This window comes from Bacillus cereus group sp. N31 (assembly GCF_016483245.1).
Lineage (GTDB): Bacteria > Bacillota > Bacilli > Bacillales > Bacillaceae_G > Bacillus_A > Bacillus_A toyonensis.
Map to the genome: position 1 here is coordinate 559,277 of NZ_JAEHCH010000001.1, position 12,900 is coordinate 572,176.

A 12,900-nucleotide genomic window follows, 5' to 3' on the forward strand; every position below is an offset into this window, starting at 1 on the left:
AGGGGGATTTTTTGTGAAAAAGTCAAAAAAAATGCTAGCTGGAGCAACTCTTGCTATAGGTGTAATAGCGCCGCAAGTATTGCCAACAACAGCTCATGCGGATGAGAATACTGGGGAGAGTACAGTTAACTTACGAATTCTAGAAACATCAGATATTCACGTTAACTTAATGAATTACGATTATTATCAAACGAAAACAGATAATAAAGTAGGTCTCGTGCAAACGGCAACACTTGTTAATAAAGCACGTGAAGAAGCGAAGAACTCTGTCCTATTTGATGATGGGGATGCATTACAAGGGACACCGCTTGGAGATTATGTAGCGAATAAAATAAACGATCCGAAAAATCCTGTGGATCCTAGTTATACACATCCATTATACCGTGTAATGAATTTAATGAAGTATGACGTCATCTCTCTTGGGAATCATGAATTTAACTATGGTTTAGATTATTTAAACAAAGTGATTAGTAAAACAAAGTTCCCGGTTATTAACTCGAACGTCTATAAAGATGATAAAGATAATAATGAAGAGAACGACCAAAATTACTTTAAACCATATCATATTTTTGAAAAAGAAGTAGAAGATGAATCAGGTCAAAAACAGAAGGTGAAAATTGGGGTAATGGGATTTGTTCCACCTCAAGTTATGAACTGGGATAAAGCAAATTTAGAAGGAAAAGTTAAAGCGAAAGATATAGTTGAAACAGCGAAGAAAATGGTGCCGAAAATGAAAGCGGAAGGTGCAGATGTTATCGTTGCACTAGCGCATTCTGGTGTTGATAAGAGTGGATACAACGTTGGCATGGAAAACGCATCGTATTATTTAACAGAAGTTACTGGTGTAGATGCAGTATTAATGGGACATTCACATACTGAAGTGAAGGATGTATTTAATGGTGTTCCAGTTGTAATGCCTGGTGTGTTTGGAAGTAACTTAGGTATTATTGATATGCAATTGAAAAAGGTAAGCGGAAAATGGGAAGTACAAAAAGAGCAATCGAAGCCACAACTTCGTCCGATTGTTAATAATGAAGGTAATGTAGGACCTGATCAAAATTTAGTTAATGAAATTAAAGATGATCATCAAGCGACAATTGATTATGTGAATACAGCTGTAGGAAAAACGACAGCGCCAATTAATAGTTATTTCTCATTAGTACAAGATGATCCTTCTGTGCAACTTGTGACAAATGCCCAAAAATGGTATGTCGAAAAGTTGTTTGCTGAAAATGGACAATATAGTAAATATAAAGGAATACCAGTTTTATCTGCAGGCGCACCATTTAAAGCAGGTGGCCGAAACGGTGCTACATATTATACGGATATTCCAGCTGGAACGTTAGCAATTAAAAACGTTGCAGATTTATACGTATATCCAAATACTTTATATGCTGTAAAAGTAAATGGGGCACAAGTGAAAGAATGGCTTGAAATGTCTGCAGGTCAGTTTAATAAAATTGATCCAAAGGAAACGAAAGAACAGCCGTTAGTAAATATAGGCTATCCTACATATAACTTTGATATTTTAGATGGTTTAAAATACGAAATTGATGTGACGCAACCAGCAAAATATGATAAAGATGGAAAAGTTATAAAGGAAAATGCGAATGCGAATCGTATTGTAAATATGACGTATGAAGGTAAGCCAGTAGCTGACAATCAAGAATTTATCGTCGCTACAAATAACTATCGTGGAAGTAGCCAAACATTCCCAGGTGTAAGTAAAGGGGAAGTTGTATACCAATCACAAGATGAAACACGTCAAATCATTGTGAAGTATATGCAAGAAACACCAGTTATTAATCCAGCAGCCGATCAAAACTGGACATTTAAGCCGATTGTTGCAGATAAATTAAATACAACATTCGATTCTTCACCAAATGCACAAAAGTATATAAAGAAAGATGGGAAAATATCATATGTTGGACCATCTGAAAATGAATTTGCTAAATATGCAATTGATATAACGAAGAAGAACGATGGTGGAGAAAAACCAACAACACCACCAACAGGTGAAGGTAATAATGGAGGAAATCCAACGACACCACCAACAGGTGAAGGCAATAATGGAGGGAATCCAACGACACCACCAACAGGTGAAGGTAATAATGGAGGGAATCCAACGACACCACCAACAAATGAAGGTAATAGTGGAAACAATGCAGGATCTGGACAAACTACAACAGATGATCAAAATACAAAAGAAACAACGACAACTGTAAGTGAAAATAAAGAAGCTGACAAAGATGAACGTGATTTACCGAAAACAGGTGCAAGTGTTGCTTCTACAATTGGAGCGGGTCTTGCATTTGTTGGAGCGGGATTACTTATGTTATTTAGAAGAAAGAAAGCAAATAGATAGTAAAGTGTTGTATAAAAAAAAGGATTACCGCAATCGGTAATCCTTTTTTTACTTGTATATTATGAAACTGGTACTGCTTTTTCTTTTTTCCATGAAAGACCGAATCCAGTAAAGCCGACGATAATGGTTACAACTGGACAAGCTAAACAGAAGATTGCGTATGGCAGGTAATCGAATGTTGGAACGCTAAGGACGTTTGTTAAGAATACGCCACTTACACCCCATGGTACGAGTGGATTAATTACTGTACCAGCATCTTCTAGTACTCGTGATAAATTACGACGTTCTAAACCGACTTCATCGTATTTGTTAGCGAATGCTTGTCCTGTTAAAACGATTGACAAGTATTGTTCGCCGAGTAAGAAGTTTACACCAATTGCAGTTGAAGCAGTAGAAATAATTAAGCGTGTACTATTTTTAACAAAGCTAGAGATGATATTCATCAGCTGCGCGATAATACCCATCCCTTGTAGTAATCCTCCCATGCAAAGAGCTAGGAAAATAAGGGCAACGGACATCATCATACTTTGTAAACCGCCGCGAGATAATAAGCTATCAATATCTTTTATACCAGTTTTAGAAACGTAACCGTCCTGCATAACTTTCATTAAATCAGTTAGAGATGTACCAGGTTTGAAAATAAAGAGAATAATGATTCCTACTACGATTCCAGCAAGTAATGTTGGAACTGCTGGAACCTTTTTGAATGCGAATAGGAACAGTAATAAAATTGGAATAAGTGTAACGATAGAAATTGTTGCATTTTTTTCTAACGTGCTAATAAAGGATGTGAAATCAACATTGCCTCCAGATCCACTGCCTAAAATGAAATATGCAATAAAAGCAATAATGAAAGCTGGAACTGTCGTCCAAAGCATGTTACGAATATGTTCAAATAAATCTACACCGGTTACAGCAGGAGCTAAGTTTGTTGTATCAGATAAAGGAGACATTTTATCCCCAAAGAATGCACCAGAAATAATTGCACCAGCGATAAGCGCTGGATCGTATCCAAGAGCACTACCCATGCCCATAAAGGCAAGTCCTACAGTTGCAGCAGTTGTAAATGCACTACCGATACTCGTTCCAACAATCGCACAAACAACAAAAACAGTTGGAACGAAAATTTTCGGAGATACAAGTTGGAAGCCGTATACCATTAAAGTTGGAATTGTTCCAGCTGCGATCCATACACTAATTAATACGCCTACAAGTAAGAAAATAAAAATAGAAGGAATCCCCGCTGAAATACTACTGATCATCCCTTTTTCCATAGTAGACCAAGAGATTTTTTTCATAAACCCAAACGCTAATAAAATAACGATACCGAATAAAATCGGGATATGCGGTGAAACTTCTAATTGAATAACACTAAAACCAATACAGAAAAAGATAAAAATTGTTAAAAGAACAGATTCAATTTTTGAAACCATTGTTTTCCCCTCCTAATTAATCGAGAATAGCCTTTTTTATATAAAATTCGCCAATATTGTATATTTCCTTTTAAATTTTAGAATTTTTTGACAAATTACCGGTAATTTGTTAATACTTCTATATGATACGGAAATGATTGGATAAAAAAACATCCCTGCATATAATTATGCAGGGACGAAGAAATCGCGGTACCACCCTAGCTTGTAAAATGAATGTATCACAAAATAAAGGGTCGTATGATATGCGTTAATAAAATAAAAAACGCCCCTGCAATATATGCAGGGACGAAAAATTCGCGGTACCACCCTAAATTGTGAAACAGTGTCGTTTCACCACTCTTTAGACATAACGGTCTATAACCGTCTTTCACTACTCCTTATGTTTCGTAAAAGAAGCTCCAGGGGGTAATTCATAATTCGCTCTGTACTGGTTCGCACCGACCACCAGCTCTCTGAAATCAGAAATCGAAATACTACTAAATCCTATCAACGCCGATTCATATGATGTTAGTTAAATTTTTATCATATATTCATCATACATGTCAATAAAAATGTGTAATATTTTTTTAGGGAAATAAAGGAGATAGGTTTTAACATTGAAAAATGTGCGTTATAATGAATTCGAAAGGGGAGAAAAGAGTGAAGAAAAAACTAATTCTTTTTACCACCTTACTAGTCATTGGCGGAAGTGCTGGAATTTACACAGCTTTTGCAGCTGAATCAGAGCAGGTGAAGCAAAAGCAAATCCAGCAATCAGAAGTGAAGAAAGTGAAAGAAACGGAAGAGAAGAAGTCGATGGAAAAAGCAGCTGCGAAACTAGGAGTTTCTACTGATGAGAAAACAAAAGAGGAAATTACGAAAGAAGTAAACACAGCTAGATTTGAGAAGCGTCATGATTTATTAATTGAGCACGCAAAACAACTGGGAATTGATACAGAAGGAAAAAAAGATGAAGAGATTATTTTAGAAATCGGAAAGATACAGCATGGAAAGTAGAACAACTTATCGTATGATAAGTTGTTCTTTTTTAAGAACTTTTTAATTTAAAAATAATTGACAGTCTTTTGGATTTAATGTTAACTATATCTATAAACTAGTTAACATTAGGGGTGACAATTGTGACTGTAAATAGTAATACGACTGAAAAATCATCTTATACATATGAAGAATTATCAGAGAAAAATAAAGCTTACGTATGGCACCCATTTACACAAATGAAAGATTATTTAGAAGAAGATCCTGTCATTATTGAACGTGGAGAGGGAAGAAAGCTATACGATGTAAATGGAAATGAATATTGGGATGGGGTTTCATCTATTTGGCTAAATGTTCACGGACATCAAGTGCCAGAATTAGATGAAGCAATTCGTGAGCAATTAAATAAAATTGCTCATTCTACTATGTTAGGACTTGCTAACGTTCCATCAATTTTATTAGCAGAAAAAATTATTGAGGTTGTACCAGAAGGATTGAAGAAGGTGTTCTATTCAGACTCTGGTTCTACAGCTGTTGAAATTGCAATTAAGATGGCTTTCCAATATTGGCAACTTAAAGGGAAACCGAGAAAACAAAGATTTGTTACATTAAAAGAAGCATATCACGGTGATACGATTGGTGCTGTTTCAGTAGGAGCAATAGACTTGTTTCACCAAGTGTATAGTTCACTCTTATTTGAAGCAATTAAAATGCCGTATCCATATACATATCGTTCTCCTTATGGAGATAATAAGGAACAAATTGTAAAAAAACATTTAGAAGAAATGGAAGAAATGCTGAAAGAAAAACATGAAGAAATTGCAGCTATTATTGTAGAACCTTTAATGCAAGGTGCTGGCGGTATGATTAAAATGCCGAAAGGATACTTAAAAGGGCTAAGGGATTTATGTACAACATATAATGTTTTATTTATTACGGATGAAGTAGCAACGGGATTTGGGCGCACTGGAAAAATGTTTGCATGTCAACATGAAAATGTGACGCCAGACATTTTAACCGCTGGGAAAGGTTTAACAGGTGGTTATTTACCGGTTGCAGTTACGGTAACGACAGACGAAATATATAATGCCTTCTTAGGAGAATATGAGGAACAAAAATCATTTTTCCATGGTCATAGTTACACAGGTAATCCGTTAGGGTGTGCAGTAGCAATTGCGAATCTAGAATTATATGAAAAAACAAATTTAATAGAAGATGTTGCACGTAAAACAGAATATGTAGCCAAGCAATTAGAAGCGCTCTTTGCATATAAACATGTAGGTGATATTCGTCAGTGCGGGTTAATGATTGGTATTGAACTAGTGAAGAATAAGGAAACGAAAGAATCGTTTGAATGGACAGAAAGAGTCGGTGTGCAAGTATGTAAACGCTCAAGAGATCTTGGCATGATTTTACGACCGCTCGGTAACACGATTGTATTTATGCCTTCTCTTGCTTCTACAATTGATGAGATAGATGATATGTTACGCATTTTATATAAAGCAATCTCAGATGTTACGGAGGGAGAAGAATGAGCGGTTTTTTCATAACAGCAACAGATACTGAAGTTGGAAAAACTGTGGTTGCAGGTGCGTTAGCAGGTGTATATAGAGAGTTGGGATATAACGTAGGGGTATATAAACCGTTGCAAAGTGGACATGTTGCATCAAACCCTGAGGGAGATGCAGCAAGATTAAAAGCATTATCGGGTGTACCGACAAAAGAAGATGAAATTTGTCCTTATTCCATTGAAGAACCGCTTGCTCCGAGACTTGCGATGAAAAGAGCTGGAAGAGTCGTAAAGTTAAAAGACATTATGAGGCACTATGAAGAACTATTAAAAGAGTTTAATAGCGTATTTGTCGAAGGGGCAGGCGGGCTTGCAGTCCCATATACTGAAGATAGTTTAGTAATTGATTTCGCAAAACAATTACAGTTGCCTCTTATTATAGTAGCTCGCCCTACGCTAGGGACAGTAAATCATACTGTCTTAACAATTTCTTATGCACAGGCACACGGTTTAACAGTAGCAGGTGTAATTTTGTCTAGTTGTAAAGAATGTGACAAAGAAAGAGTGCAAGAAAATAAAGAAATGATTGAGGAGTTAAGTGGAGTACCAGTTTTAGGTTTATTACCATTTCTTGAAGGTGAATTTACTAGGGAAAAATTATTGGAATCAGTAAAAGAACATATTATGATTTCAAAATTAGAGGAGTTCATTCAAAATGAATCAAACGTGGCGCACACATCTTCAATCTAAATTACAACAATTACATGAGCAAGGACAGTATCGTAATTTGCATGTAACAGAGCAAGCAGAAGAGACGTGGCTTATTCGAGATAAAAAAAGGTTGTTAAATTTAGCATCAAATAATTATTTAGGATTAGCTGGGGATGAAAGATTAAAAGAAGCTGCTATTGCGTGTACAAAAAAATATGGAACTGGTGCGACTGCCTCTCGCCTCGTTGTAGGAAATTATCCATTGTATGAAGAGGTTGAGAGAAGTGTATGCAACTGGAAAGGTACTGAAAGAGCACTAATTGTAAATAGTGGATATACAGCAAATGTAGGTGCTATATCTGCTTTAGCCTGTCGTCACGATATTGTGTTTAGTGATAAATTAAATCACGCAAGTATTGTTGATGGAATTATATTAAGCGGCGCAGAACATAAAAGGTACCGTCATAATGATTTGGATCATTTAGAGAAGTTATTGAAAATAGCGTCACCTGAAAAGAGGAAATTAATCGTAACTGATACTGTTTTTAGTATGGATGGTGATACTGCATACTTGAGAGAATTAGTGCAGCTTAAGGAGAAATACGGGGCAATCATTATAGTTGATGAAGCGCATGCGAGTGGAATATATGGAATCGATGGAGCTGGGTTATCTCATATAGAAAAAGACATTGCTCAAAAAATTGATATACATATGGGGACGTTTAGTAAGGCTTTAGGGTGCTATGGTGCGTATTTGACAGGCGATGCAATTTATATAGAGTATTTACGAAATATGATGAGAAGCTTTATTTTTACTACAGCCTTACCACCAGGAATATTAGGGGCGATACGAAAAGCAATTGAAATTGTGAAAGAAGATAACGAAAAAAGAGAGAGTCTTATAGCGAATGGTGCATATTTCAGAACCCATTTACGAGAAGCTGGTTTTGATATTGGGAATAGTTCAACTCATATTGTACCGATTGTAGTCGGTTCAAATGAAAATGCTTTACGGTTTAGTAAAAGATTACAAGAGGTAGGCATCGCAGCAATTGCAATTCGTCCACCGACGGTTCCATTTAATAGTTCCCGGGTCCGTTTTGCTGTTACGTCACAACATACAATAGCTGATTTAAAATGGGCCATTGATCAAATTATTCACATTGCGAAAGAAGAGGAGCTTTTCGTATGAAAGAGCTAAAGATTATTTTTATCCCTGGATGGGGAATGGAAGAAAATGTTTGGGATTTAGTACTTCCGTATTTCAAAGAATATCCTGTTCAATGTATAGATTGGCGTAACGTGAAAGAGATAGGCGAGTTTGCGGAACGAATAATAGATGTAGCGCATGATGAAAATGTAATTTTAGTTGGATGGTCATTAGGAGCTTTAGCGGCAATTCAAGCCTATAAAAAGATTAAGGCGAAAGGTATCGTATTAATTGGTGGTACTGCTAAATTTACAAATACGAGTGACTATACAAGTGGATGGAATTCTTTGCATGTAGAACGGCTGAAAAAGAATTTGGTGAGAAAGAAAGAAGATACGCTCAAGCGGTTCTATGAAAATATGTTTACGAAAGATGAGCTGAAAGAGAATAAATGTTTTGAAGATATTGTAAAACATTTTAAAGGGGATTCTATTCAGTCTTTACAATTAGGTTTGGATTATTTAATAGAAACAGATATGAGAGGAGAGCTGAAAGAAATTCAAGCACCTATACTACTTATTCATGGAGAGCAGGATGTAATATGTCCATTGTCTGCTGCTCATAGTATGGCGGACAATACAAATGTAACACTCAAGGTAGTAAGTGAGGCAGGACACGCATTATGTATAATAAATTTCGAATATTGTGTAAATGAGGTAATTCAATTTGTAGAGGGGATACGACATGATCAACAAAACGTTACTGCAAAAACGGTTTAACGGGGCAGCCGTATCTTACGATCGATATGCAAATGTACAAAAAAAGATGGCCCATTCGTTACTTTCTGTATTGAATCGGCGATACAGTGAAACATCATCGATACGTATTTTAGAACTTGGATGCGGGACAGGTTATGTCACAGAGAAATTATCAAACTTATTTCCGAAAGCGCATATTACAGCTATTGATTTTGCTGAAAGTATGATTGCGGTTGCGAAAACTAGACAAAATGTAAAAAATGTAACGTTTCACTGTGAAGATATCGAACGATTACGATTAGAAGAATCATATGATGTCATTATTTCAAATGCTACATTTCAATGGCTAAATGATTTAAAACAAGTGATTAGAAATCTATTTCATCATTTGTCTACAGATGGGATACTACTCTTTTCAACGTTTGGACAAGAAACTTTTCAAGAGCTTCACAATTCGTTTCGGAGGGCGAAAGAAGAAAAAAATATACGAAATGAAATAGCGATAGGTCAACGTTTTTATTCGAAAGATCAGTTACGCCATATATGCAAGATAGAAACAGGGGATGTACATGTTTCTGAAACATGTTACATAGAGAGTTTTGCAGAAGTTAGAGAGTTTCTGCATTCTATTCGAAAAGTAGGAGCGACCAATAGTAATGAAGAATCATATTGCCAAAGTCCCTCACTCTTTCGTGCGATGCTTCGTATATACGAAAGAGACTTCACGGGAAATGAAGGGATAATGGCAACGTATCATGCTTTATTTACGTATATAACAAAAGAGGGGAAGAGATGAAATGAAACAAGTACAAACAAAAAGGGATTGGAAAAAACTTGCATACGACGTAGTAGAAGAGAAAATGATTACGAAAGAAGATGCAATAGCAATATTAGAAGCTGATGATACAGAAGTTTTAGAAATTATGAATGCAGCCTACATCATTCGTCATCATCATTTTGGTAAGAAAATAAAATTGAATATGATTATTAATACGAAATCTGGCTTATGTCCTGAAGATTGTGGGTATTGTTCACAGTCTATTATTTCAGAAGCACCAATTGATAAATATGCATGGTTAACGCAGGAGAAGATTGTAGAAGGAGCACATGAAGCAATTCGCCGTAAAGCGGGTACATATTGTATTGTAGCATCTGGCCGTCGCCCGACAGATAAAGAAGTAAATCACGTAATTGGGGCTGTGAAGGAAATTCGTGAAACGACAGATTTGAAGATTTGTTGCTGTTTAGGTTTCTTAAACGAAGATCAAGCAGGACGCTTAGCAGAAGCTGGTGTTCATCGTTATAACCACAACTTAAATACACATGAAAACAATTATGAAAGCATTTGCTCAACTCATACGTATGACGATCGTGTTGATACGGTTCAAAAAGCGAAACAAGCTGGTATTTCACCATGCTCTGGGGCGATTTTTGGAATGGGAGAAACAATTGAAGAACGTGCTGAAATAGCATTTGAATTACAACGTATAGATGCAGATTCTATTCCGTGTAATTTCCTCGTTGCTGTAAAGGGCACACCGCTTGAAGGACAAAAAGAGTTAACACCTGTAGAATGTTTAAAAGTATTGGCGATGATGCGTTTCGTAAACCCAACAAAAGAAATTCGTATTTCAGGAGGTCGCGAAATTAATTTACGTTCTGTACAGCCACTCGGCTTATTTGCAGCAAACTCTATTTTTGTCGGGGATTACTTAACGACAGCTGGACAAGAGCCAACTGCAGACTGGGGTATGATTGAAGATTTAGGATTTGAGATTGAGGAATGTGCACTATAAGATAGAGGAAAAAGCAAACTTGTAAAAGAGTTTGCTTTTTTTGTAAATAAAATGTAATAAAAGGCTATTATCACTTGATACGAATGGGTTTTGAGTGAGAAAAAGAATTTTTGCGGACGAATTTTCCAAGCCCTAGTTGTACATAGTAAATATGTATTTTATATTGGGTTGGAGGATTTTACATGCACAAATACATATTAGCGATTATGACCTGTCTAATTTTAATAAAAGCAATAAGTACTGATCCAGTTAAGGCCGCTGAAAATCCTGAACAAAAAGAGATGCAACAAAGAATTGAACAACATTTTCGAACGAAAGCTGAACATTTTGGATTGAAAACGGAAGGGAAAGATTTAAAGGAAGTACGAAAAGAAATTACTATTATAGAAGAAGCGAAAAAAAGAGAGAATGTATGGAGAACAGCGCAAGCACTTCGTATAAAGACAGAAGGAAAAACGATGAATGAATTAATAAAAGATGTACGAAAAAAAGCGAAAAAATAAAAAGAGGCCGTAGCCTCTTTTTTTATGCCCATTGTTTTGATAAGTGAGCCATTTCAATGGCAGCAACGGCTGATTCATATCCTTTATTACCAGCTTTCGTACCTGCACGTTCAATCGCTTGTTCAATTGTTTCTGTCGTTAATACACCGAAAATAACAGGGATGTCAGTTTGTAGTGATAAAGACGCAACACCTTTTGCTACTTCATTACAAACGTAATCGTAATGTGTAGTAGCTCCACGGATTACAGTACCTAAAGTAATAACAGCATCATACTTTCCGCTACTGGCCATCTTTTTAGCGATTAAAGGAATTTCAAATGCACCAGGAACCCAAGCGACATCAATATCATTTTCTTCTACGCCGTGACGTTTTAATCCGTCTAAAGCGCCGCCAAGTAATTTACTTGTAATAAATTCATTAAAACGTCCAACAACAACCCCAACTTTTAATCCTGTACCAACTAAATGACCTTCGAATACCATAATAAATCTCTCCTTTGATTATAAGTTTAATAAATGTCCTAATTTGTTTACTTTCGTTTGTAAATATGTTTTATTCTCTTCTTTTGTTGGCATTTGCAACGGTACACGCTCGACTACTTCTAAATCGTAACCTTGTAAGCCAGCAATTTTTCTTGGATTATTCGTTAATAATCGTAAACTTTGTAAGCCTAAATCTTTTAATATTTGAGCACCGATACCATAATCACGAAGGTCAGCAGGGAAGCCGAGTTTTTCATTTGCTTCTACAGTATCGAATCCTTCTTCCTGCAATTTATAAGCGCGAAGCTTATTAAGAAGCCCGATGCCTCGTCCTTCTTGTCTCATATAAAGAAGAACACCTTTTCCTTCACGCTCAATTTGAGCAAGTGCTGCATGGAGTTGTGGTCCGCAATCACAGCGACATGAACCGAATACATCTCCTGTTAAACATTCAGAATGAACACGTACAAGCACCGGTTCACCTGTTGAAATATCACCTTTTATGAGCGCAATATGTTCTTTCGTATCTAATGAGTTAGAATAGCCAATTGCTTGGAAAGTACCGAAATCTGTAGGTAAGGTAATTTCCACTTCTCTTGTCACAAGTGTTTCATGATGGCGGCGATAAACAATTAAATCTTCTATCGTAATCATTTTTATATCAAATTGTTTTGCGCACTGTAGTAAATCAGGTACACGTGCCATCGTACCGTCCTCATTAATAATCTCGCAAATGACTCCAGCAGGTTCTGCTCCGCAAAGTTTTGCTAAATCGACAGCAGCTTCTGTATGACCTGAACGGCGAAGGACACCGCCTTCTTTTGCGATTAATGGAAAGATATGTCCAGGTCGATTGAAATCAGCACCTTTAGATGCAGGATTTAACAATTCTTGTATCGTAGTTGCACGTTCGTGAGCGCTAATCCCTGTTGTTGTAGAAACATGATCAATGCTCACTGTAAACGCAGTATGATGTGAATCTGTATTATGAGATACCATTGGTTCTAATTGTAGGCGCTCTGCGTACCCCTCCGTAATCGGTACGCAAACGAGGCCGCGACCATGTGTAATCATAAAATTAATTGTTTCTGGCGTAATATACTCTGCTAAAGCGATAAAATCGCCTTCATTTTCTCGGTTTTCATCGTCGCATACGATAACGACTTTTCCTTGTTTTAAATCTTCTAGAGCTTCTTCAATACGATGAAACATTAT

At 36.4% G+C, this 12,900-nt stretch carries 12 protein-coding genes and 1 other annotated feature; of the genes, 9 read left to right on the forward strand and 3 right to left on the reverse strand.

Features of this window, described 5'->3' with window-relative positions:
* The first annotated feature begins 13 nt into the window (after nucleotides 1-13).
* Nucleotides 14-2,365 (forward strand): bifunctional 2',3'-cyclic-nucleotide 2'-phosphodiesterase/3'-nucleotidase, encoded by a 2,352-nt coding sequence (gene cpdB, locus JDS81_RS03030; protein WP_000748632.1) that lies wholly within the window; start codon nucleotides 14-16, stop codon nucleotides 2,363-2,365.
* A 59-nt stretch (nucleotides 2,366-2,424) separates the two neighbouring features.
* Here the strand turns inward: cpdB and nhaC are convergent, their stop codons facing one another.
* Nucleotides 2,425-3,798: a Na+/H+ antiporter NhaC gene (nhaC, locus tag JDS81_RS03035; RefSeq protein ID WP_097953001.1), complete on the reverse strand. Its 1,374-nt coding sequence runs from the start codon at nucleotides 3,796-3,798 to the stop codon at nucleotides 2,425-2,427.
* A gap of 278 nt (nucleotides 3,799-4,076) precedes the next feature.
* Nucleotides 4,077-4,297, reverse strand: a binding site (T-box leader).
* Nucleotides 4,298-4,437: 140 nt separating this feature from the next.
* Here nhaC and JDS81_RS03040 point away from each other — a divergent pair.
* The 8 genes from JDS81_RS03040 (at nucleotide 4,438) to JDS81_RS03075 (ending at nucleotide 11,201) form a co-directional block, all read left to right on the forward strand.
* On the forward strand, nucleotides 4,438-4,794 hold the full coding sequence (locus tag JDS81_RS03040; protein WP_000727842.1) for a hypothetical protein: 357 nt from the start codon (nucleotides 4,438-4,440) through the stop codon (nucleotides 4,792-4,794).
* A 122-nt stretch (nucleotides 4,795-4,916) separates the two neighbouring features.
* Complete coding sequence (bioA, locus tag JDS81_RS03045; RefSeq protein WP_097953002.1) at nucleotides 4,917-6,308, forward strand: adenosylmethionine--8-amino-7-oxononanoate transaminase; 1,392 nt, start codon at nucleotides 4,917-4,919, stop codon at nucleotides 6,306-6,308.
* Entirely contained in the window at nucleotides 6,305-7,033 is a 729-nt protein-coding gene (bioD, locus tag JDS81_RS03050) for a dethiobiotin synthase (RefSeq protein WP_097953003.1), read from the forward strand. The genes bioA and bioD overlap by 4 nt, the downstream gene beginning before the upstream one ends.
* Complete coding sequence (gene bioF, locus JDS81_RS03055) at nucleotides 6,999-8,186, forward strand: 8-amino-7-oxononanoate synthase (protein ID WP_097953004.1); 1,188 nt, start codon at nucleotides 6,999-7,001, stop codon at nucleotides 8,184-8,186. The genes bioD and bioF overlap by 35 nt, the downstream gene beginning before the upstream one ends.
* The gene (locus JDS81_RS03060; RefSeq protein WP_097953005.1) at nucleotides 8,183-8,923 is read left to right on the forward strand and encodes an alpha/beta fold hydrolase; all 741 of its coding nucleotides are present in this window, start codon (nucleotides 8,183-8,185) and stop codon (nucleotides 8,921-8,923) included. Before bioF ends, JDS81_RS03060 begins: the two co-directional genes overlap by 4 nt.
* On the forward strand, nucleotides 8,889-9,698 hold the full coding sequence (gene bioC, locus JDS81_RS03065; protein ID WP_097953006.1) for a malonyl-ACP O-methyltransferase BioC: 810 nt from the start codon (nucleotides 8,889-8,891) through the stop codon (nucleotides 9,696-9,698). Before JDS81_RS03060 ends, bioC begins: the two co-directional genes overlap by 35 nt.
* A gap of 1 nt (nucleotide 9,699) precedes the next feature.
* Nucleotides 9,700-10,698: a biotin synthase gene (gene bioB / locus JDS81_RS03070; RefSeq protein ID WP_000815851.1), complete on the forward strand. Its 999-nt coding sequence runs from the start codon at nucleotides 9,700-9,702 to the stop codon at nucleotides 10,696-10,698.
* 182 nt (nucleotides 10,699-10,880) lie between these two features.
* Nucleotides 10,881-11,201, forward strand: coding sequence for a hypothetical protein (locus tag JDS81_RS03075; protein ID WP_000549775.1), 321 nt, complete (start codon nucleotides 10,881-10,883; stop codon nucleotides 11,199-11,201).
* A 22-nt stretch (nucleotides 11,202-11,223) separates the two neighbouring features.
* Here JDS81_RS03075 and ribH read toward each other — a convergent pair whose 3' ends face one another.
* Nucleotides 11,224-11,685, reverse strand: a complete 462-nt coding sequence (ribH, locus tag JDS81_RS03080; RefSeq protein WP_000230897.1) for a 6,7-dimethyl-8-ribityllumazine synthase — start codon at nucleotides 11,683-11,685, stop codon at nucleotides 11,224-11,226.
* Between the two features lie 18 nt (nucleotides 11,686-11,703).
* Nucleotides 11,704-12,897: a bifunctional 3,4-dihydroxy-2-butanone 4-phosphate synthase/GTP cyclohydrolase II gene (gene ribBA, locus JDS81_RS03085; RefSeq protein WP_000469004.1), complete on the reverse strand. Its 1,194-nt coding sequence runs from the start codon at nucleotides 12,895-12,897 to the stop codon at nucleotides 11,704-11,706.
* Between the last annotated feature and the right edge of the window lie 3 nt (nucleotides 12,898-12,900).